We start from the raw sequence: 22,077 nt of genomic DNA, 5'->3' as shown, positions 1-22,077 counted from the left end.
CTGTCCGGAGACGAACTGAAACGGTGGGCACGGCGCTACGCGCCTTTGCCCCACCCGACGCGAACATCACGCCGATTTGCGGATCGCGTTGTCGACCAGGGTCTTGCCGAGCGACCAGATCGCGCCGGGGACCTTGTGGCTCTGCGCGATGACGTCGTCGAAGGCGCGCTCGATCCAGGCGCAGTCCTCTTCGGTGATGGTCAGCGGCGGCAGCAGCTTGATCGTGTGCAGGCCATGGCCGGCGACCTGGGTCAGGATCTTGTGATCCTTGAACAGCGGCACCGTGATGAGCTGGCAGAACAGGCCCTTGTTGGCGCTCTCCAGCATGGTCCAGGAGGCCTTGAGGCGCAGCGATTTCGGCGGACCGAACTCGACGCCGATCATCAGTCCCTTGCCGCGCACTTCCTTGAGCAGCTCGTAGCCCGGCACCATCCGCGTCAGCGCCAGCCGCAGCTCGGCGCCGCGCTTGGCGGCGGCCTCCACCAGCTTCTCGGCCTTCATCACCTCGAGCGTGGCAATGCCGGCGGCCATCGCGAGGTCGTTCTTGGCGAAGGTCGAGCCGTGCACCACGGCGCGGTCCATGCGGTTGAAGATCTTGTCGAAGATCTGCTTGCGCGTCAGCAGTGCGCCGACCGGGACATGGCCGCCGGACAACGCCTTCGACAGCAGCACCATGTCGGGCTCGACGTTCCAATGTTCCACCGCAAGGAACCGGCCGGTGCGTCCCATGCCGGTCTGGATCTCGTCGGCGATGAAGATGGTGCCATATTTCTTGCAGAGCGCGGCGGCCCCGGGCAGGAACTCGTCAGAGGGCATGTTGACGCCCTTGCCCTGGATCGGCTCGACGATGAAGGCTGCGATCTCGCGCGACGACAGCGCCTGCTCGAGCGCGGCAAGATCGTTGAAGGGGATGGCCGTGCAGCCCGGCAGCAGCGGCTCGAAGCCGTTGCGGAAGTTCGAATCATCGGTCAGCGATAGCGCGCCGTAGGTGAGGCCGTGATAGGAGTGCCCGCAATAGACGATACCAGGCCGGCCGGTCGCGCCACGCGCGAATTTGATCGCGGCTTCCACGGTCTCGGCGCCGGAATTGGCAAAGAACACCTTGTCCAGATACGGGACATATTCCAGCAGCCGCTCGGCAAGAACACCCGCCAGGGTCGAGACGTCGAGCTGAACGAGATTCGGCAGATCGCTATCGAGGACGCTTTTCAGCGCGGCGCGCAGCGTCGGATGATTGCGGCCGATTGCAAAGACGCCAAAACCGCTGAGCAGGTCAAGATAACGGGCCCCATCACGATCGTAGAGATATTGCCCTTGTCCCTTCTGGAACCCAACATCATATCCAATCGTCTTGAGAACGCGGACAAGCTGCTCGTTCAGATGCCGAGAATGCATCGTGCTGCGCTGCGCTTGGCGCTCCACAAACATCTCGGAAACGTCTAGATTGGGTTTTAGCATCGGCTACATACTTCGGTTGATGGACGTGACGTCAACTGAAAACGCGCAATGCGGCGTTTTGCCCTCATTCGCACCATCAAAGCAAGCACGGGTTTCTGCCAATGTTGCATCGCCTTAGATATCTCATGTCGACGACACTAGCATACTCTGCAGTCGTGTTCGCAGCAGGAATTTCTTCCGCGCTCGCGGCCGACCCCACCGGCGACTGGCGGGTCGCCGACGGCGTCGCGAACATCCGAGTCGCACAATGCAATGGCAGCATGTGGGGCGTCGTGGCCTGGGAGAAGACCCCGGGCGGACGCGACAGCAACAACCCCGATCCGGCCCGCCAGAGCCGTCCGACGCTCGGCATGCCGATCCTGATCGACATGAAGAAGAAGCCCGGCGCAGACGCGTGGGAAGGCCAAGTCTACAACGCCAAGGATGGGCAGCTCTACAGCTCGACCATCACGCCGATCGATCCCGATCACCTGGAGATCAAGGGCTGCGTGCTCGGCTTCCTGTGCGGCGGCGAGACCTGGACGCGGGTCGCTCCGCCGATCCCATCGAGCCCCGTGAACAGCATGGCTAAAGGTACACAGAAACCAATCGCGCCAGCCCCTGCCCCGGCGGCCAAAACGACGACCGGCGTCGGCAGTGGCGCAACCGCATTGGCCAAGCCGGGACAAAAGCCCGCGGACCAGGTCGGCGATATCTGCCTGCTGCCCGATATCGCGCGCGCCCGTTAATTGGCGTCCGTCACCCGAACAAAAAAGCGGCCGAGAGATCGGCCGCTTTTTCTATTCCGGGATCACGAGCCCTCTTGCTCCTTGATCTCGCGAGGCTTGCCCATCAGCGCCGGCTGGAACAGCAGCACGGCGGCGAGCGTGGTGACCAGCGACAGCGCCAGCAGCTTGCCCATGCTGGACGTTCCGGGATGGCTCGACAGCCACAGGCTGCCGAACGCGGTCGCCGTCGTCAGCGCGCTGAAGAAGATCGCCCGGGTCAGGCTGGTCTGCAGCAGGTTGGTGCGGCCGCCGCGCCACGCCACCACGTAGTAGATCTTGAACGCGACGCCAATGCCAAGCAGGAGCGGCAGGGCGACGATGTTGGCGAAGTTCAGCGGCAGCTTGATCAGCACGCAGATCTCCAACGTCACGGCGCCTGCGACCAGCAGCGGCACGATCGTCATCAGCACGTCGGTGAAGCGCTTCAAGGTCACCCACAACAGGAGGCTGATCACGACCAGCGAGTAGATGCCGGCGTGGATGAATGCCTTCACGATCGTGTCACCTGACTTCAGGATCGACACCGGCCCGCCGATCGCATTGAGCTCGGCCGCCAGCACCGCGTTGGCGAATCGCCTGAGATTGTCGTTGTCATTCGGATCCCCCTTCGGCTGCGCCTCGACCCGAATCAATCCGTCCTTGCTCTTCCACTGCGACACCAGCTCCGGTGGCAGGTTCGCGAGGCTGACGGGCTGCGCCTGCAACGTGGCGCCAAGCTGCGCCAGCGTGATCTTCCACGGCTCGACGAACACCGCCTGCGCCTTGTTGCGCACCGCTTCGCTGGCGCCCGCGAGCCTGGCAAGCGCGTCGGCGAGCCGCCGCGACGCGACCGCGCCCGGCCCACTGCTCTCGCCCGCGGTGCGCCGGAGATTGTCGATGGTCGAGTTCAGGGCGTCCACATTCTCCTTGTCGCTTGGCGCCGCATCGATCTGGTCCGGATTGAGCGCAGGCCCCAGCACCTTCGCGCCCTGCGCGATCAGCTTCAGCTTGGCCGGCTGGTCCTGGGGGACGAAGCTGTCGAGCGACATCACGCGCGCCACTTCGGGGAGCTTCTCGAGCTTGGCCTCGATCGCCTTGGCCTCGGTCTCAGAGCGCGTCAGCACGTCGATCGCGTTGGCGCCCGTGTTCGGATCCTTTCGCAGGTCGAGATAGGTCGCGATCGACTCGGCGCGCGGATTGCGCAGGTTCATAGGGTTGAAGTCGAACTTCATGTAGTAGAGCAGCGGCAGGCCGGCGACGACCAGGCCGAGGGTGCCGACGATGATCGGCACGCGGTGCTTCTCGAGGAAATGATCGACCGGCGCCAGGAAGGCATAGCCGACCGGCTCCTTCTCGCCGGGCGGATTGAGAATCCTCAGCAGGGCCGGCAGCACCGTGATCGACGACAGGAACGCGATGATCATGCCCGCGCCGGCGATGGCACCGAGCTCGGAGATGCCCTTGTAGTCGGTCGGCAGGAAGCACAGGAAACCGGCAGCCGTCGCCATCGCCGCGAGCGACAGCGGCACCGCGGAGCGGCGCGCAGCTTCCGCCAGCGCCTCAGACAGATTGTCGTTCTTGAAGCGCTCGGAACGGTAGCGCACGCTGAACTGGATGCCGAAATCGACGCCCAGGCCGATGAACAGCACGGCGAACGCGACCGACAACAGATTCAGGGAGCCGACCATCATCAGGCCAACGGCCGTAGTGAGGGCGAGGCCGATGAACAGGTTGATGAACACGGCCGAGATGATCTTGGCCGAATGCAGCGCCAGCCACAGGATGATCAGCACGACGACCACGGTGCCGATGCCGTTGACGACGGCGCCCTCCTGCACGGTGGCGTATTCCTCGTTGGCGATCGGCACCGGCCCGGTCAGCCGCACGCGCGCGTGAAAGCGGTTGGGGAAATCGAGCTCGACCGCGGCCTGCCGGATCGCATCGGTGGCGGCCTTGCCCGGCTCGAGCGCCTGGTAGTCGAGGATCGGCTTGAATTGGATGAAGGCGCGCTTGTCACTGTCTTCGAGCGGCTTGTCGGAGATCAACTGGCGCCAGGAGAAGGTCGCATCGCCCTTGTCGAGCACGGTCTCGACGGTCTGGGAGATGTAGTCGAACGGCCGCGCGACGTTGTCGAGCTTGACTTGCCCGCGCTTGACGCCGGCAAGGCCGGTCTCCAGCGCACCGGTCAGGCCGCGGATCGAGGGGTCCCCGGCCATGATCTCGACCAGCGGCGCCGCCGCCGCGAACTGGTCCGTGAGCTGCTTGACCTCCTCGGTCGGCAGGAACAGCAGGCCGTTCCTGGCGAAGAACTCGCCGCCGCCGAGCAGCTCGACCGATGAGAAGTTCGCGGTGTCGCCCTTGAGCTTCTTGGCGAGCGCATCGGCCGCCACACCTGTCATCTCGGGCGTCGCCGCTTCGACCACCGCCAGGATCATCCGATCGCGATCGAAGGCCTGCTCGTACTGCTGGTCGCGCTTGCGCCAGTCGAGCTCGGGCGAAATGAGCTTGTTGATGTCGGTATTGATGGAGAAATGACGCGCCGTATAGAAGCCCGCGCCTACGGAGAGCAGCAGGGCCGCAATCAATGTCGGCCAGGCAAACCGGGTGCAGGCCTTGACGATCGAGACGACAAACGTGGTCAGCACTTCGTGACTTTCTAATGTTTAGAGAGCTGGGCGGAAACGTCCGCTTCATGGCGGAGTTCCCCGATCAGGGCGAGCCCCGGACGCACACATCCTGAGCGGCGCCCCGACCCGGCCTGGCCCAACCTTTGAAGACGAGGATGGTCCCTCGACGGCGGATCAGGTCGAACGATGCACGGAACCGTCGGGGCGGCTGATATAGCGGCTGTTCTCGGCGGTAAAGTGACGAACGAGTGAGAGCATAACCAACTCAATTAATTGATCTAATTTATAATTACTAAATTACCTGCGGCCTGTCGCGGGCTGTGTGCGACGGGTCACATGCGAGCGACTTGCAGACTGGCTTTCCTCTTCGCTCGATTTTTGACACAAAGCCCTGCGCTTCCATCGGTGTGGCGGGCAATTGGGGCATTCGCTGGTGCGAATATTGCAGCCCCGTCGCACGCACGGAGGTGCCGGGTCGAAAGTGAGGCAACGTGGCTGGACGTCCCATGCAGGTGTATCTCGCGCAGCCGCGCGGTTTTTGTGCTGGAGTCGTGCGTGCGATCGAGATCGTCGAGCGCGCGCTGGAGAAGTATGGCCCGCCGGTCTATGTGCGTCATGAGATCGTCCACAACAAGCACGTGGTGGAGAGCCTGAAGGCCAAGGGCGCCATCTTCGTCGAGGACCTCTCCGAGGTGCCGCCGCGCGCCGTCACCGTGTTCAGCGCCCACGGCGTTGCCCGGACGGTCGAGGAGGAAGCGGCCGCCCGCGGGCTGCCGGTGCTCAATGCCACCTGCCCGCTGGTGACCAAGGTCCACAACCAGGGCAAGCGCTACATGTCCAAAGGCCGTACCCTAGTACTGATCGGCCATGCCGGCCACCCGGAGGTCGAGGGAACCATGGGCCAAGTTCCCGGCCCGGTCTACCTGGTCCAGAACGTCGCCGACGTCGCCGCCCTGCCCCTGCCGGTCGACACCCCCATGGCCTATATTACCCAGACCACGCTCAGCGTGGACGACACCAGGGACATCATTTTAGCCCTTCAAGCCCGCTTTACAGACCTTCAAGGTCCCGATATCCGGGATATCTGCTATGCGACACAGAACCGGCAATCTGCGGTAAGGGACTTAAGCAAGCTGGTGGACGTCATCCTGGTGGTGGGCGCCGCCAACAGCTCCAACTCGAACAGACTGCGCGAGATCGGCACCGAGGCCGGGGTCGCAAGCTATCTGATCGCTGATGGCAGCGAGCTCGATCCGGTTTGGCTGAAGGACGCCAAGGCCGTCGGCATCACCGCCGGCGCCTCGGCCCCCGAAGTCCTCGTCGACGACGTCATCGAAGCCCTGCGGCGCATCGGACCGGTTGAGGTCGCGGTGGTCCCGGGGCGGGAAGAAAACATCGAATTCCGCCTGCCGGCCGAGCTGGTCGCGGGCTGATCGGTCCTCGTTTGGTCCAGAAAGAAGAGACGTAATGGCAATCCCCTTCCATAAGGAACTGCGTATCGGGGCCTATCTGATGAAGCAGAAGCTTCTCGGCCGGAAACGCTATCCGCTCGTGCTGATGCTGGAGCCGCTATTCCGCTGCAACCTGGCGTGCGCCGGCTGCGGCAAGATCGACTATCCCGACGCGATCCTCAACCGCCGCATGAGCGCGCAGGAGTGCTGGGACGCGGCCGACGAATGCGGTGCGCCGATGGTGGCGATCCCCGGCGGCGAGCCGCTGATCCACAAGGAGATCGGCGAGATCGTGCGCGGCCTGGTCGCCCGCAAGAAGTTCGTCTCGCTCTGCACCAACGCGCTGCTGCTGGAGAAGAAGCTCGACCTGTTCGAGCCGTCGCCGTATTTGTTCTTCTCGGTGCACCTCGACGGCCTGCGCGAGCATCACGATAAGGCGGTCTCGCAGAAGGGCGTGTTCGACCGCGCCGTCTCCGCGATCAAGGCCGCCAAGGCGCGCGGCTTCACCGTCAACGTCAACGCCACGGTGTTCGACGGCCATCCCGCCGAGGAGATCGCCAAGTTCCTGGACTTCACGACCGAGCTCGGCGTCGGCGTGACCATGTCGCCCGGCTATGCCTATGAGCGCGCGCCGGACCAGGAGCACTTCCTCAACCGCACCAAGACCAAGCAGCTGTTCCGCGACGTCTTCAAGCTCGGCAAGGGCAAGAAGTGGAATTTCATGCATTCCGGTCTGTTCCTCGACTTCCTGGCCGGCAACCAGGAGTTCGAGTGCACCCCCTGGGGCATGCCTGCGCGCAACATCTTCGGCTGGCAGAAGCCCTGCTATCTGCTCGGCGAAGGCTACACCAAGACCTTCAAGGAGCTGATGGAGACCACCGACTGGGACTCCTACGGCACCGGCAAGTACGAGAAGTGCGCCGACTGCATGGCGCATTGCGGCTACGAGGCGACCGCCGCCAATGCGGCACTGACCAACCCGATCAAGGCGATGTTCGTGTCGCTGCGCGGCATCAAGACCGAGGGTCCGATGGCGCCGGAGATCGATCTCTCAAAGCAGCGCCCGGCGCAGTACGTGTTCTCGTCGGAGGTGCAGAAGCGCCTCTCCGAGATCCGTCACGACGAGGCGATCGAGGCGCAGCAGAAGGCCTCGACGGCCGCCTGATCTTCACGGCTCTGATCAATCAAAAGGCCGCCGAGTGATCGGCGGCTTTTTTCATTCAACTGATCTCTGGATCGGGATGAACGCTACGCTCCGCAAACGGCTCACGCCTCGGCGGCAGCGAGCGTTTCGGTCTCGAGGAAGTGCTCGGCGGCGAGCATGCCGCTCAGCAGCAGGTCGCGGGCGCCGCGCAGCGAGCGCAGGGCGCGATTGAACTCGATGCCCGTGGACACCAGGCCGCGCAGCACGGCCGGATTGCGGGCGACACCGCGCAGGATCATCGGCAGGTCGATGTCGCCGTTCGGCTTGATGGCGTCCTTGGCGAGCGACGGCAAGGTGCGATGGGCGGGATCGGAGATCACCCGCAGCGCCGCGAACGGCAACCCGTATTCGGCAGCATAGGCGGCGGCGATGTGGCTCTCCATGTCGACCGCGGCCGCCCCGGTCTTCATGCGCAGCGCCGCCTTGCGGGCCTGGGCCACGACAACCTCCTCGGCCCCGGCCAGCACGCCGCGCACGACGCGGCGCTTCTTCAGGGCGGCGCGGGCGATGTGCTCCTCACGCAGGGAGAGCCCAGACAGCCAACGGGCATCGCCCGCGGTCACCTCGGTGGCGACGACGATGTCGCCGGCCTTGAGGCTGGGATCGAGGCCACCGGCCACGCCAAAGCTGACGACGCCGCGGATCGAGGTCGGATCGAACACGGTGAGCAGCGAGCGCAACTGCCTGGGGTCGCTCGAGCTGCAGATCACCATCATGCCGGGCCCGGCAGCAATCCGGGCCTCCTGCACCAAGCCCGTCACGACCAAGACCGGCCGCGGATCAATCGGGCGATCCGCGGACGTATCGTCCCCCATCCCCAACTTCACAATCCGACCCCTGACACCTTCTCGGACGTCGCGTGATCCGACGTCTCCGTCTCTTGTTCCAAAGCCTCAGCCACGGCGGCGCCAGAGCGGAAAGGCCTTAACAAACCAAGGATTACGCAGAAAAATTCCGCGAGGAAACCCCGTTTGCGCCGCACTGCACCCGTACCCGATGCGTTTTTTGCCTGGTGTTGCCATTTGGCCCCGCCGATCCCTGTTCCGCCCTGGAACAAATTGCGCCGGCGCCACCAAGCGTGGAACTTTAAGCAAGAACTACGCCACGAAAATGTGAGACTCGCGGCGCGGGCGGCATGACGGCGCGGCCAGATTCGGCTGCCCTGCGCCGGTCAGCCGTGCCCGAGCAGGAGATTCGCAGCGCGGTCGCCGGAGCGGACGGAGCCCTCGATGGTTGCCGGCAGGCCGGTATCGGTCCAGTCCCCGGCCAGAGCGAGATTGCCGAACGCCGTCTTCGCTCCGGGTCGGAGCGCGTTCTGCTCCGGCGTCGCCTCGAAGGTGGCGCGACGCTCGCGCACGATCTGCCACGGCGGCAGCTCCGCCTTGATCCCGGCGGCCTTGCAGACGTCGGCCCAGATCGCGGCGGCGAGCTCCTCGCGCTGAATGTCGACCAGCCGATCGCCATTGCTGATGGTGACCGAGAGCCGCTGCGGGAAGGCGAACAGCCATTCGACCAGGCCGCCGACCACCCCGAGCAGAGCTGGTGCATCGCGCGGCGGCGTGATGCGGAAATGGGCATTGACGATGGCGCGATATTTCGTCGGCCCCGTGAGCCCCGGCAGCAGGGCCATCGCCGGCCGCGGCGGCACGGCGAGCACCACGACGTCGGACGGACCGAGCGCGACCGTTTCATCGCCGCCGAACCTGAGCCCGGTGACGCGACCACCCGCATCGTCGAGGCCACGCAGCTCGCGGCCGATCCGGACGCTGCCGCCCTTGCCTTCCAGGAATTTCACGGCCGGATCGATCAGCACGCCCGACAATCCATCGCGCGCGATCAGCGGCCGGCAGGCCTGGCCGCCGGCGAGCAAGGTCTCGCGGACGATGGCGCCGGCAAGCCCCGCCGAGCCTTCCGGCGGATCGCAGTTCAGTGCCGCGAGCAGCAGCGGCTGCACCAGGCGGTCGTACAGCGTGCCCTTGCAGGGAATCGTGCTGCCGATCGTCTTGGACGTACCGGCCCAGATCAGCGGCGACAGCGCGAGGTAGTCGCCGAGCTTGGTATCCGGCACGCGGCGACCCTCGTCGAACACCCACAGCGGCAGGCGGCCGTTGCCGAGATCGAGCAGCCAGCGCTGGCCGCTCCGGATGTCGACGAAGGCGAACTGCGCCTTCTCCGGCCCGACCAGCCCCGCTTCCGAGCCGATCGCGCGGGCATAGGACAGCACGTGATGATTGGCCGACAGCAGCAAATGGTTGCCGTTGTCGATCACCAGGTCGGTCGCGGCGTCGTAATAGGACCGGCAGCGGCCGCCGAGCTGCTGCGTGGCCTCGTGGACGTGCACGATGTAGCCCGCATTGGCGAGCCGCACGCCGGCGGAAAGGCCGGACACGCCGGCGCCGATGATGTGAGCTGTCTTTTGCATCAGATGATTGCGTAACGGAGGATGATGCCGATCTTCGTGAGCTTGCTCACGCGGACAGGCTCGCGCGGCAGCGCGAAGCCACGTTCGAGCAGGAGGTCGAACACGGCGCGGTAGTATTTCGACATGATGCGCGGCGCCCGCACGGCGCGCCGGCGGTTGCGCCGCATGATCTCGTCGGCCTTCTCGAAATGCGTCTTCGCCCTGACGGCAACCGAGTTGCAGACCTTGGGCAGCGCCCGCTCCTGCGTCACCTTGGCCGGATCATCGCCGGTGATTCCGGCGAACAGCAGCGCCTCGCGCGGCAGATAGAGCCGGCCGATGGCCGCGTCCTCGTCGATGTCGCGCAGGATGTTGGTGAGCTGCAGCGCGCGGCCGAGATGGTGGGCCAGCAGGATGCCGTCCTCCTCGGGCATGCCGAAGATGCGCACCGAGAGGCGGCCGACCGCGCTCGCGACCCGGTCGCAATAAAGGTCCAGCGTGGCGAGATCGGGCGCGCGGATCTCCTGCGGCACGTCCATCTCCATGCCGTCGATGATGGCGAGGAAATCCTCCCGCTTCAGGCCGAACGTCTTCACCGCGGCGACGTAGTCGCGCAGCCGCGGCGGCGGGTTGCCCTGGTAGAGCGCGTCGATGTCGTCGCGCCATTTCTGCAGCGCCGCCAGCCGCTCGGGCCGCGGCCCGTCGGAATCGGCGATGTCGTCGACCTCGCGGCAGAAGCTGTAGACCTGGAACATCGCATCGCGCTGGGCGCGCGGCAGGATGCGCATGGCGGCATAGAACGAGCTGCCGGACGCTGCCGTGCCGTGATCGATATTGTCTGCGGTCGCCTCGAGGGTCATGCGCCGGCTGCCGATTTGGTGGCGGGATGACGCCCGGCCACGCGGCGACCGATCTCGCCCATCACCGACGTGAAGGTGAGACCAAGCATGCCGACGGGCGACAGGTGCACGCGCTCACTCAGTGGATCGCGCACCTTCAGCAGCGCCACGATACGGTCAGCGAAAGCCTGGATCACGGCGATCTCCAGTCCGAAGCGGAAATCCTTGACGCCGCTGTTGAGGTCCCTGCCCTCATCGAGCAGCGCCGCGTTACGCACCGCGAGCTTCTGCAGGCAGGCCAGCAGTTGCGGCGGCGATCTGGACTCGCCGAGCATCTCGACGGTGGCGCCGGCTTCCGCCAGCGCATCGCGCGGCAGGTACACGCGGTTGAGCGCCTTGTAGTCCTTGCCGCAGTCCTGCAGGTGGTTGTTGATCTGCAGCCCGGCGCAGATCGCGTCCGAGGCCGGCCAGGTCGCGGTGGACTCGCCGTGCACATCGAGCATGAAGCGGCCGACTGGCATCGCCGAGTAGCGGCAGTAGTGGATGACCTCGTCCCAGTTCTCGTAACGCAGCTTGGTCACATCCATCCGGAAGGCAACCAGCAGATCGAGCGCATGCCGGGGCGGCATGCCGCGCTCGGCGAGCGCCCGGCGCAGGCTGACGGCGACATCCTGGGTCTCGCCGGTCCCGGTCAGCTCGGCTTCGAGCAGATCGAGCAACCGCAGCTTCTCCTCGCCCGGCAGGCTCGGATGATCGGCGATGTCGTCGGCGGTGCGCACGAAATTGTAGAAGGCGAGGATCAGCGCCCGATGCTCTGGACGGATGATCCAGGAGGCCACCGGAAAGTTCTCGTCCCGGTGTGTCTTGCCGGATCGCAAATCGCTCGCGGTGGTCATGGACGAAACAGCTATCAGGTTGAAAGGGCGCTACCGAAAACAATGCCCGCCGCTTCGCTCATGCGAACGGATTGCTCGCCCCCATATAGGCGAAGATCCAGCCAAAACCAATGCAATCGATGTCGGGCAACCCATAGGATCGAACCGCCGCCCTGCCCTGAGGGGCGGGCCGGCGGTCGTTAACCAAAAGAGTTCGGAAACAACCGTTCCGAACGGCAACCGCTTACTGGTTGTGGGTCTTCAGCACCTGATCGCAGGCCGGGCTGATCTTGGGGCGGTTCTCCTTCAGGCACGCAAGGATCGTGAAGTCACCCTGATCGATGACGGCACGGCAGAACTTCTGAACGTCACGCGTGCAGGCCGCCTGCTCTTCGGGCGTGCCGCCGCGGCCTTGCGCGAACGCGCCGGTGGAAACGGACACCGACGACAGCAGGGAAAGTGCCAGGAAAATCTTACGCATCGTGTTCCTTCATTTTTGACAGCAGAGGAGACCTCCCGGATCGCCGATGCTGCCCGGGAAACACCTGTTTGGTTTGGCAAGGACCGCAAGCCCCCCAGCGCCGGAGGTACGCTGCCAAATGCGGCCAAATTTGCGCCCTATGATCCCGAGCGGATCAAGCTCGGAGATCACAGCTTTGGCACAAACAAGGCGTTGATACTAGGGCGTTATTCTCGGAACACGTTTTTCGCATTTGGCTGTTGCAAGCATGCCGCGCGGACCGTTAGATGCAGCGCCGTCGAGGCGGCTTGCGTGCAGCCGTCTTGCGAGGACGACCATTCGGCGCCGACCCGTTGCACGGTGTCGGCGGGCATCATGGCATCCGGTCGCAGCGCCCGACCGGCCGTCATTTGAACCTAACCTTCGGCGAGAACACCAAGTGTTCGAAGCGGCGGCGTACGCCGACACAGCGGTGTCATTTTGGATGGGAAACTCGATATGAAACTGTTCGGCTCACCTTTCTCTGGGCGCGTCGTCAAGGCCGCCGGTCTCGGAGCGGCATTGTTCGTGGCGGCGACCGCGGTTCAGGCTCAGTCGGGCCCGTTCGCCGGCTTCGACGGGTCGTGGTCGGGCAACGGTACGGTCGCGCTGTCCGACGGCACCACCGAGCGCATCCGCTGCAAGGCCAGCTACAAGGTGGCCGGCGCCAATCTGAAGCAGAGTCTGCAATGCGCCAGCGACAGCTACAAGTTCCTCCTGACCAGTGACGTCACCAGCCAGGGCGATCGCATCTCCGGCAACTGGAGCGAATCCAGCCGCAACGTGAACGGCGAGCTGCAGGGCACCGCCGGCAACGGCCAGATCGACGTGTTCGTGCAGGCCGCCGGCTTCGCCGCCAGCATCACCCTGAGGACCAGCGGCAACAAGCAGGTCGTGCAGATCTCCTCCAAGGGCGAGATCCGCGGCGTCAACATCACGATGTCGAAGACCTGAACGGTCGCGACATCGTCAGCAACGGAATGCGCGAACGGCCCTGACGACGTCAGGGCCGTTTTGTTTTTTCGCCCGCGTCGTACGCGGGCGATGACAGTGTTGGATTGGGCTTAGATCACGCCCCTCACACCGGCTTGCGCTTCAGCTTCTGCGACAGGTTGATCAGGAACATCGCGGTCGGGCGGAGGATGAAGAGGTCGGCGAACAGCGCCGCCACCATCGAGAACGCGCTGAGCCAGCCGAACAGCCGCAGCGACGGCAGATCCGAGAACACGGTGACGACGAGGCCGCAGGCCAGCACCACCGTGGTGAGGATCAGCGCCGGTCCGACCAGCACGGTGGCACGCTCCACCGCGACCGCGGCGCTGACGCCGGGCGCACTCTCCATCCGCAGCCGGTTCAGGAAGTGGATGGTGGCCGACAGGCCGAGGCCGAAGGAGACCGTGAGCGCCACCACGCTGGCAAATTGCAGCCCCTCCCCCATCGCCCACAACAACGTCCCGGACATCACCACCGGGAAGATGCCGGGCAGGATGCAGGCGAGCATCACCACCCAGGAGCGGAAGGCGAGCCCGATGAACATCGCCACCAGCGCGAACTCGATGGTGAGCCCGTGATTGAGCTTCTGGATCATGCTGGCGGAGTTGCGCGCGGCGATGGCGGCAAGGCCGGTGACCGCGATCTCAAAGCCGGGGTGCTTCTTCCTGACCGTGTCGAGCTCATGATCAAGCTTGTCGACCACCGGCAGCAGCTGGCTGGAATCCAGATCGGGGACGCGGCCGGCGACCACCACCGCATCCTGCTCCTTGTCGATGAAGCGGCGCACCAGATGCTCGGGGATCAGACTGACGTATTCCTGCAGCGTCGCCGTATCGGACGAGCCGGCCTTCTCGGCCAGCCAGCGCCTGAGCGTCTCGACCGACCAGACGTTGCCGACACCGGCGGTCTTCTCGACCGTGGCATGGACGTCGGCGATGGTCTGCAACGTCTCCGGCGCATAGAGCGAGGCGCCCTTGGGAAACTGGACCAGCACATTGACCGGATTGGCGCCGGTGAGCTTGGCATCGAGCCGGTTGCTCGCCGCCACTGCCTGGCGCTTGTCCGGCACCTGGTCGGCGAGCCGGTAGCGCGGCTCCAGGCTCGCATAGACCACCGCGAGCGAGCCGACGAACACCACCGCGATCAGGCTGAACAGGCCGGGACGACCGACCATGCGCACCGCGATCCAGTAGCAGAAATTGCGCAGCGCCTGCACGCCGGCATCGGCCCCCTGGAATTTGACCGCGAACGTCTTCTCGTTGCGCACCAGCAGCACGCCGAACACCGGCACCAGCGACAGCACCGCGACCAGCGCGATGATGGTGGCGGCAAGCCCCGCCTCGCCGAACTTGCGGATCAGATCGCTGTCGGAGAACTGCAGGGCGATGAAGGAAATGCCGGCGGTGGCGTGGGTCAGCACGCAAGCCGGGCCGACGACCAGCACGGCGTTCTTGAACGCCGTCACCTTGTCCTGCCCTGCGATCAGGCGGTCGCGGGCGGCGAAGGTGAGCTGCATCGAATCGGAGAAGCTGATGACCATGATGAGCGGCGTCATCACGTTCAGGAACATGTTGAGATTGAAATTGGCCCAGCCGAGCGCGCCGAGCGCGAGCATGATCGCGATCAGCGGCGGAAACGCCGCCGCGATCATGAAGGAGACCTTGCGGAAGAAGATGATGGCGATGATGCAGCCGGCGAGAATGCCGAGAATGTTGTAGGTCAGCCCGTCACGTTCCACCGCGTTGCGGATCTCGAGCTGCATGACCGGCACGCCGGAAAGCTGGACATTCAGGCCGGTGTCGGCGAGGTTCTCCGCCATCAGCTTCCGGATGTCGCCCACCACCTTCCCGAGATCGTTCGAGGCCACCACCTTGGGCTCGAGCGACAGCACGATCAGGGCGAGCGTGCCGTCCTCCGACAACAGCTTGCCGCGGATGATCTCGTTGGACTTCACCGTTTCGATGAACTTGTCGTAGGCCTCGCCCTCCGGCAGATCCGACGGAAACAGCGCTGCCGGCAGCTTGCCGGGCGCCGGCGCCTGACGGGCCGAGAACAGCGACACCAGGCCACGGGTGCCCTCGACCAGTTGCAGGTCGGTCACGAAGTCACGCAGCTTCTCGAGGTTCTGGCGGGCCAGCAAGGTCTTGCCCTCGACCACGACGAGGACGTCGAATTCCTCGGCCGGGAACTTCTTCGTCACCTCCTCGTACTGGTGGAATTCCTTGCTGTCGGAGCGAAACAGCTGGCTGAGCGAATCGTCGATCTGGATGCGCTTGATGCCGAACACCGCCGCCACGATGAGGACGAGCAGGACGACGCAGGAGAAGATCGGCGCCTTGACCGCGAGGAGGCCGAGTCGTTCGATGCCAAAAGCGATGCTGTCGGCCGGCCGGTGCTCGACCTTCTCGACATGGACTTCGTTGTCGTGCCTGACTTCCAGCATGCGGTGTCCAGTGGTTGGGGGCGGCCTAATTCGGAAGGCCTGAGCGCATAGGGCAGAAATAAGGCCGCTCAGCGAAGCAGAGATGACCGCATTGTGGCCCGCAGCCGAAGCTAATCCTTGAAAACACGTGACAATTCGTCGAGGCCGGGTCTAGCAGGGTTCACTCCCCGGCCGCAACCATGCCCGGCCACACAAGACGGCGAGCCGGCATGGCTTCCGATCACGCCACGATTCTGCCGTGCTTGAAAAGAGCGTGGACGACCCGGACGGACGCGGGGCTCAAAAACCTGAACGACTCAAGGACCGGTATCCGACCGAGCCGTCCCTTGCCCGGGGCAGGCCGCGGCCGGTGCTGGCGAGCGCCACTCGCCGCCCCTGTCCCAGAGAGGACCATCACCCTGCGGGAAGGGCGGCCTCGCGCAGCCGGATCGAGTAGTTCGACGCGTTCTGATTCCCGCGCGAGGCGGCGCGCGCAAACATGATGAGGTGATGCGCGATCAGCGCCACGGCGATGAAATTCTCGATCTCGCCTCGCTTCAGCTGGCTCCAGGCAAAGCGCCAGAACGGCCGCTTGTAATCGCCGAGCACGCCCACCTTCCAGAAGATCTTGCCCATCATGACTAGGCCGCGCCTGATGTTCGGCCAGCTCTTCATCTCGTCGCTGACCGGCACCTTGATGCGGTTGGCGTAGGTGGTGTCGCATTGGTGCTTGTAGCGTGCGAGCAGCCGCTCCGGCTCATAGGCCACCTCCATGCAGCGCCGCCACGCCGTGACCACCTCGTCATAGGGCATCAGGAATTTCACGTTGGAGTCGCGGCCGTCATCGTGGACCAGCCTGCCCTCGCGCTCGAGGCGATCCCACAGCGGCGTCTTCGGCAGCGCCTGCAGCAGATTGATCGTGAGCAGCGGGATCCGGCTCTCCGCGACGAACTGCAGCAGCGCGTCCGCGGTCTGCGGCGTATCGGTGTCCAGCCCCATGATGATACCGGAGACGACCTCCATGCCATAGCCGTTGATGGTCCTGATCCCCTCCAGGATCGGCACCATCATGTTGTGGTCCTTGTGCATTGCCGTCAGCGCATCCGGGTCGGGCGTCTCGATGCCGCAGAAGATGGTGATGAAATAGGCCTCACGCATCTTCTCCAGGATCTCGGGCCGCTTGGCGATGTTGAGCGTGGCCTCGCAGGCGAGCCGCATCACATAGCCGGTGCGCTTCTGCCATTCGATCAGATGCGGCAGCAGGTCCATCGCCGCCTTGCGGTTGCCGATGAAATTGTCGTCGACGAAATAGACCGAGCCGGTGACGCCGCATTCCCTGAGCTTGTCGAGCTCGGCGATGATCTGCTGCGGCGACTTGATGCGCGGGTTGCGTCCATAGAGGCCGGGGATGTCGCAGAACTCGCACTGATAGGGGCAGCCGCTGGAATACTGGATACTGCCGAGAAAGTACTTCTTCACCTCGGCGAGCTCATAGGCCGGCGCCGGGAAATCGGTCATCGCCACCCGCTCGTCGGTCCGAAGCACGACCTGCTGCGCAGGCCGCGACGGATCCCGCGCCAGCCGCGCGATCAGCTCGTCGGTGGCATCGCCGAGCTCGCCGACATGCAGATAGTCGAAGCTCGGATAGTAGTCCGGACAGGCGCTGACGGAGGGGCCGCCCAGCGCGACCGGCAGGTCGAACGCATGCGCCCTCTGGCAGATGTCGTTCATCTGCTGACGCTGGATGTGCATTCCGCTGACGAACACCGCTTCGGCCCAGGAGAAATCCTCGTCCTGCGCCGGGCGGATGTTCTCATCGATGAAGCGCACCTGCCAGGAACTTGGAAGATAGGCCGCGATCAGCAGCAGCCCCTGCGGCGGCATGAAGGCCTGGACGCCGTCGGTGAGCGGATAGGCATGCTCGAAGGTTCCGAACGACGAGGTGTAGCGCGGAAACACACAGAGAATGCGACGTACCGTTTCGATGCCCTCGAATCTCATCGACTGCCCCTCGCGACAACCCGCTAACTGGTTACCTTACGGCCGAAGATAAGGCTTCGCCACCCCTTCCGGAAAAGTTGAGTGCGATCGAGCCTTCCGCTCCTGTCGCAGGGTGCAACGTCCCCGCCGCATGCCGGATGCTCGCGCCGTCTGGCCTGATCAGACGCGACCCGACGAGGCGACCTGATCCGATGCATCGCAATGCGGAGGCGGAATGCGAAGGGCGATCTAAAGTTCCAATCAGATGGATCATTGATCGATCGAGCGCAACGACCGTTCCCGGCCGGTCTCCGATCGGCGAACCAATTGGGGAGCGCGTGCGCGGCCGGCCACCGGTTGCAATGCATTTGCAGGGGAACGAGGGGCCTCGAAATGGCGCATGCCCTCCGTAGTCGACCGGATGCCCCGGCGCCCGCCCCTGCTGCGGAGCACCAACTAATCGATTGAAACGCCAAGCGAAGTACGCGGGGGTTGCATAATACTGACGGTGTCAACTTAACGCTTTCTCCATGAAGGTTTTGCATAACTATTAACAATCAAGCGCCTCCTGCGTCGTAGCAAAAACTCGCGGTATCTCACCTCATGACCTCACGCCCGACGTCAACGAATACGGCCACGCGCCAATCCATCGCAGTCAAGCTCTATGCAATCTTCGCGTTGTTTGCGCTATTGACCGCCGCAATCACCTGGCTGTCCGACTACAACTCGCGGCGGGCCACGGAGCTCATCAAGGCCATCGAGACGGCCAATCTCGCCGCTCACAACGTTCAGCTGGTCAACGGCCTCGTCTATGCCGTCGTCATGGAGTCGCGCGGCGTCTATATGTCGACCGACCCCGCCGTCGTAAAACAATACGGCAACGGCTTGCTCAAGTTCAATGCTGACATCCTGAAGGTCGTCGACAAGTGGCAGGCGATCGTACAGGCCGACGACGCCCAGCAATTCGCAACATTCAAGAAGCGGATCGAGCAATTCGTCGAATTTCGTGCCGAACTGGTCCGCCGCGCCAATGAAATCAGCCCGGCCGCGGGACGCGAGTGGGGCGACAACGACGCCAATCGCTCCGTGCGCAAGGCGCTCAACACGGATCTCGAGGCGCTGTCCAAAGTCTATGTCGAGCGCGCAGGAAAGATCGCCGAGGAAACGGCGCTGAACAACAAGCTCTCGCTCGTGCTGACCGGCCTTGGCGGCTTGATGTTGGTTCTGGTCGCAGCCGGCGTGGTGATCATCGCTCGCTCGATCGCTCGGCCGCTGTCTCAGATCACCGATACGATCCGCCGGGTCGCCACCGGCGCCGAGAACGTCGAAGTGCCGTATGCCGGGCGCGCCGACGAGGTCGGCGAGCTCGCTCGCGCCATCGGCGTGTTCCAGCAGGCGATGGCCCATAACCGCGACCTCAATGTCCAGGTCTCGCAGGACTCCGAAATCCGCGAAGCCCGGGCCCGCCACATCGAGACCGCGGTCGAGGAATTTCGCACCGCGATCGGCAGCGTGATGCGGACCGTCACCGAGAACGCCGCCGCGATGCGCCAAACCGCCGAGATGATCACGCGGCTGACGGCCGATGCCAACGAGCGCGCGGTCACCGCCGCCGGCGCGACGTCGCAGGCGTCGACCAACGTCTCCGCCGTCGCGAGCGCCGCCGAGGAATTGTCGACGTCCGTCGAGGAGATCGGCCGGCAGATCCGGCAGTCGGCCGGCGCCGTCGAGCAGACCGGCCAACGCACCGAGAAGTCGGTCACGGAGATTGAGGGCCTTGCCGCCGCCACCCAGCGCATCGACGGCGTGCTGACCCTGATCCAGACCATCGCCGAGCAAACCAATCTCCTCGCTCTGAATGCGACCATCGAGGCCGCCCGCGCCGGCGAGGCCGGCCGTGGTTTTGCCGTGGTCGCGCATGAGGTCAAGGCGCTGGCCGGGCAGACGGCCAAGGCGACCGAGGAGATCAGCCAGAACGTCGGCCTGATCCAGGCCTCGACCAAGACCGCGGTCGACGCGGTCCGCGAGATCGGCCAGGCGGTCCGCGGCATCAACGAGATCACCTCGAACATCTCCAATGCGATCCAGCAGCAGGACCAGGCGACGCGGGAGATCTCGGCCAACGCGCAGTCGACCGCCCAGGGCAACCAGACGCTGGTCATGAACATCGGCTCGCTCCGCGACGCCATCAGTGAGACCTCGACGGCCGCCGCCTCCGTCCTGTCGGCGTCCGGCGACCTCAACGCCACCGCGCAGACGCTCGCCAACGAGGTCGAGAAGTTCTTCCAGAACCTGCGCTCGGGTCCCTCCGCGGAGATGCGGCTGCGCAAGGCGAGCTGACGGCGGCGAGCCATCGGTCGCGGAAATCGCCCCGCAAGACGTGATCCGTTCCGATATCGGAACCGTTTCTTGGTTTTTGGAGAGCCCTCGTGCGCCAGACAGCCAAGAAACTTCCGTTCGCCTGCGACCCGGTTGCGGTCACCCAGGATGACGTCGAGGACGCCATCCGCACCATCCTGACCTGGATCGGCGAGGACCCGTCGCGCGAGGGTCTCTCCGAGACCCCGACCCGGGTCGCGCGGGCCTACAAGAGCTATTTTGCCGGCTATGAGCAGAACCCCGAGGAGTATCTGCGCAAGACGTTCGAGGAGACCGCCGGCTACGACGAGATGGTGCTGTTGCGGAACATCCCGTTCCAGAGCCATTGCGAGCACCACATGGCGCCCATCATCGGCCGCGCCTGGGTCGGCTACGTGCCGCGCAACCGCGTGGTCGGGATTTCCAAGCTCGCCCGGGTCGTCGAGGCCTATGCCAACCGCCTGCAGATCCAGGAGCGCATGACGGCCGAGATCGCCAACATCATCGACGAGGTGCTGCAGCCGCAGGGCGTGGCGGTCGTGATCAAGGCAGCCCATCACTGCATCAGCTCGCGCGGCGTGAAGAAGCACGGCGTCGATCTCACCACCAGCCGCATGCTCGGCTGCTTCCGCACCGACCCGATGAGCCGCCAGGAGTTCCTGGCGATGGTCAATTCCGACCTGAAGGATTGAGGGTCCGGAAAATCCTCGGCCCGCTGTGATCCAGCCGTCCATGGTCCACGTTATCCAGGATTAAGCAGCGTGCCGGGGACCATGACCACGCGACTGAGAGCGACTGGATTAGCGCAATGGAACGTGGCATCGTCCCGGCATCGATTTGCACGGGCGTTCGGTGCCCGTACCAGGGTGAATGTGAGCAGAGGGCCGAAGGCGACTGTGGACTGGGCTGAATTGATCGGACGCGTCGCCGCGCGCGGCGACCGCGAGGCGTTCAAGACCCTGTTCGCGCATTTTGCGCCCCGCATCAAAGGCTTCCTCATCAAGACCGGCTGCAACGCCGACGACGCTGAGGAAATCGCCCAATCCACCATGGTGGCGGTGTGGACGAAGGCGGGGCAATTCGATCCGTCGACGGCCGGCGCGGCCGCCTGGATCTTCACGATCGCGCGAAACCAGCGGATCGACGCCGCGCGCAAGGCCGCCCGCGACAGCCGGCTGAGCAGAGAAGTGGGGCGCGACGAGGGGGCCGATCCGACGCTCGCCGCCGACCAGATCGTGTCGCGTGTCGAAGATGCCACACGGGTGGCGGCCGCGATCGAAAGATTATCGGTGGAGCAATCCACCGTGATCCGCCTGTCGTTCGTTGAAGAACGACCACATTCGGAAATCGCGGCGGTGCTCGGCCTGCCGCTGGGTACGGTAAAGTCACGAATCAGACTGGCGATGAATCGCCTGAGAGACCTGTTGGACGACGCGACATGACGATCAGCCACCACCCGCCGGAAGACCTGCTGGCCGACTTCGCCACTGGTGCGCTCGACGAGGCCGAGCGGCTGGTCGTCGGTGTCCATGTCGCCGATTGCGGCCGATGCCAGCGCTTCGTACGCGCCATCGAGCAGCTCGCCGGCGCCTCGCTGGACGCGGCCGAGCCGGTCGCGACGGGCGCGGATGCTTTCGATGCCGTGATGGCACGCATCGATCGACGCCCGCAGGCGGCGCCGCAGGTGAGCGAGGTCGCCGAGCACGATCCCGAGCTCGCGGACCTGCCCGAGATGGTCAAGCGCTGCAAGATCGGCAAGCGCCGGCGCGTAGCGCCGGGCATCAGCATGCGCCCGATCCTGCTGCCGGGCACCGGCAAATCGCGCGCCTTTCTGCTGCGCTCGGAGCCCGGGGCGCGGATGCTGGAGCATACGCATTCCGGCAACGAGCTGACCTGCGTGCTGAAGGGCAGCTTCAGCCATCTCGGCGGCTATTACGGACCAGGCGACTTCGACTATGGCGACGACGAGGTCGACCATCGTCCGGTGGTCGGTGACGAGGGCCCCTGCCTCTGCCTCGTCGCGATGACCGGCGACCTGCGCATGCACGGCCTGCTCGGCCGCCTCATCAGCCCGTTCGTCCGGCTCTGAATTCCTCCGCCGTCCTTGTGAGCGCAGCGAAGCAATCCAGGGCGACGCGAAGGGCCTGGATTGCTTCGTCGCTTCGCTCCTCGCAATGACGACCGCAAGCATTCGGGTGATCCGCATCTGACTCTGACCCGTTTC

At 64.8% G+C, this 22,077-nt stretch carries 17 protein-coding genes; 8 read left to right on the top strand and 9 right to left on the bottom strand.

From position 1 onward, the window contains the following. Positions 1-66 precede the first annotated feature (66 nt). Positions 67-1,458 (bottom strand): aminobacteriohopanetriol synthase HpnO, encoded by a 1,392-nt coding sequence (gene hpnO, locus QW868_RS29580; RefSeq protein ID WP_315737300.1) that lies wholly within the window; start codon positions 1,456-1,458, stop codon positions 67-69. A gap of 101 nt (positions 1,459-1,559) precedes the next feature. On the opposite strand from hpnO, the gene QW868_RS29575 reads away from it, so the two are divergent. Beyond that, the gene (locus tag QW868_RS29575; protein WP_409997722.1) at positions 1,560-2,186 is read left to right on the top strand and encodes a DUF2147 domain-containing protein; all 627 of its coding nucleotides are present in this window, start codon (positions 1,560-1,562) and stop codon (positions 2,184-2,186) included. Positions 2,187-2,248: 62 nt separating this feature from the next. On the opposite strand, the gene QW868_RS29570 is transcribed toward QW868_RS29575, so the two are convergent. Beyond that, positions 2,249-4,849, bottom strand: coding sequence for an MMPL family transporter (locus QW868_RS29570; RefSeq protein ID WP_316232178.1), 2,601 nt, complete (start codon positions 4,847-4,849; stop codon positions 2,249-2,251). Between the two features lie 488 nt (positions 4,850-5,337). On the opposite strand from QW868_RS29570, the gene ispH reads away from it, so the two are divergent. Together ispH and hpnH are read left to right on the top strand one after the other, a co-directional pair. Then, entirely contained in the window at positions 5,338-6,264 is a 927-nt protein-coding gene (ispH, locus tag QW868_RS29565) for a 4-hydroxy-3-methylbut-2-enyl diphosphate reductase (protein ID WP_316232177.1), read from the top strand. 34 nt (positions 6,265-6,298) lie between these two features. Next, positions 6,299-7,447, top strand: a complete 1,149-nt coding sequence (gene hpnH / locus QW868_RS29560; protein ID WP_315714889.1) for an adenosyl-hopene transferase HpnH — start codon at positions 6,299-6,301, stop codon at positions 7,445-7,447. 101 nt (positions 7,448-7,548) lie between these two features. On the opposite strand, the gene QW868_RS29555 is transcribed toward hpnH, so the two are convergent. The 5 genes from QW868_RS29555 to QW868_RS29535 form a co-directional block, all read right to left on the bottom strand. Then, positions 7,549-8,313, bottom strand: coding sequence for a phosphorylase (locus tag QW868_RS29555; RefSeq protein ID WP_409998094.1), 765 nt, complete (start codon positions 8,311-8,313; stop codon positions 7,549-7,551). A gap of 344 nt (positions 8,314-8,657) precedes the next feature. Then, entirely contained in the window at positions 8,658-9,908 is a 1,251-nt protein-coding gene (gene hpnE, locus QW868_RS29550) for a hydroxysqualene dehydroxylase HpnE (RefSeq protein WP_315737296.1), read from the bottom strand. Further along, a complete protein-coding gene (gene hpnD, locus QW868_RS29545; RefSeq protein WP_315813071.1) occupies positions 9,908-10,747 on the bottom strand; it encodes a presqualene diphosphate synthase HpnD in 840 nt (279 codons plus the stop codon). The genes hpnE and hpnD overlap by 1 nt, the downstream gene beginning before the upstream one ends. After that, entirely contained in the window at positions 10,744-11,622 is an 879-nt protein-coding gene (gene hpnC / locus QW868_RS29540; RefSeq protein WP_315737294.1) for a squalene synthase HpnC, read from the bottom strand. The genes hpnD and hpnC overlap by 4 nt, the downstream gene beginning before the upstream one ends. A gap of 223 nt (positions 11,623-11,845) precedes the next feature. After that, on the bottom strand, positions 11,846-12,082 hold the full coding sequence (locus QW868_RS29535) for a hypothetical protein (protein WP_315714894.1): 237 nt from the start codon (positions 12,080-12,082) through the stop codon (positions 11,846-11,848). 477 nt (positions 12,083-12,559) lie between these two features. On the opposite strand from QW868_RS29535, the gene QW868_RS29530 reads away from it, so the two are divergent. Beyond that, entirely contained in the window at positions 12,560-13,054 is a 495-nt protein-coding gene (locus QW868_RS29530) for a hypothetical protein (RefSeq protein WP_315737293.1), read from the top strand. A 124-nt stretch (positions 13,055-13,178) separates the two neighbouring features. Here the strand turns inward: QW868_RS29530 and QW868_RS29525 are convergent, their stop codons facing one another. Both QW868_RS29525 and QW868_RS29520 read right to left on the bottom strand, forming a co-directional pair. Then, the gene (locus tag QW868_RS29525) at positions 13,179-15,536 is read right to left on the bottom strand and encodes an efflux RND transporter permease subunit (protein WP_316232176.1); all 2,358 of its coding nucleotides are present in this window, start codon (positions 15,534-15,536) and stop codon (positions 13,179-13,181) included. A 393-nt stretch (positions 15,537-15,929) separates the two neighbouring features. Then, positions 15,930-17,516, bottom strand: a complete 1,587-nt coding sequence (locus QW868_RS29520; protein ID WP_316232175.1) for a B12-binding domain-containing radical SAM protein — start codon at positions 17,514-17,516, stop codon at positions 15,930-15,932. 582 nt (positions 17,517-18,098) lie between these two features. Here QW868_RS29520 and QW868_RS29515 point away from each other — a divergent pair. The 4 genes from QW868_RS29515 to QW868_RS29500 all read left to right on the top strand — a co-directional run bounded on the left by QW868_RS29515 (position 18,099) and on the right by QW868_RS29500 (position 21,942). After that, the gene (locus QW868_RS29515; protein WP_315737290.1) at positions 18,099-19,835 is read left to right on the top strand and encodes a methyl-accepting chemotaxis protein; all 1,737 of its coding nucleotides are present in this window, start codon (positions 18,099-18,101) and stop codon (positions 19,833-19,835) included. Between the two features lie 89 nt (positions 19,836-19,924). Beyond that, the gene (gene folE, locus QW868_RS29510) at positions 19,925-20,545 is read left to right on the top strand and encodes a GTP cyclohydrolase I FolE (RefSeq protein WP_316232174.1); all 621 of its coding nucleotides are present in this window, start codon (positions 19,925-19,927) and stop codon (positions 20,543-20,545) included. Positions 20,546-20,749: 204 nt separating this feature from the next. After that, complete coding sequence (locus QW868_RS29505; RefSeq protein ID WP_316232173.1) at positions 20,750-21,295, top strand: sigma-70 family RNA polymerase sigma factor; 546 nt, start codon at positions 20,750-20,752, stop codon at positions 21,293-21,295. Continuing rightward, positions 21,292-21,942: a ChrR family anti-sigma-E factor gene (locus QW868_RS29500; RefSeq protein WP_315737288.1), complete on the top strand. Its 651-nt coding sequence runs from the start codon at positions 21,292-21,294 to the stop codon at positions 21,940-21,942. Before QW868_RS29505 ends, QW868_RS29500 begins: the two co-directional genes overlap by 4 nt. The last annotated feature ends 135 nt before the right edge of the window (positions 21,943-22,077 follow it).

The sequence above is a fragment of the Bradyrhizobium sp. SZCCHNR1051 genome (assembly GCF_032489615.1).
Lineage (GTDB): Bacteria > Pseudomonadota > Alphaproteobacteria > Rhizobiales > Xanthobacteraceae > Bradyrhizobium.
This window is presented reverse-complemented; position numbering and strand designations above follow the sequence as displayed.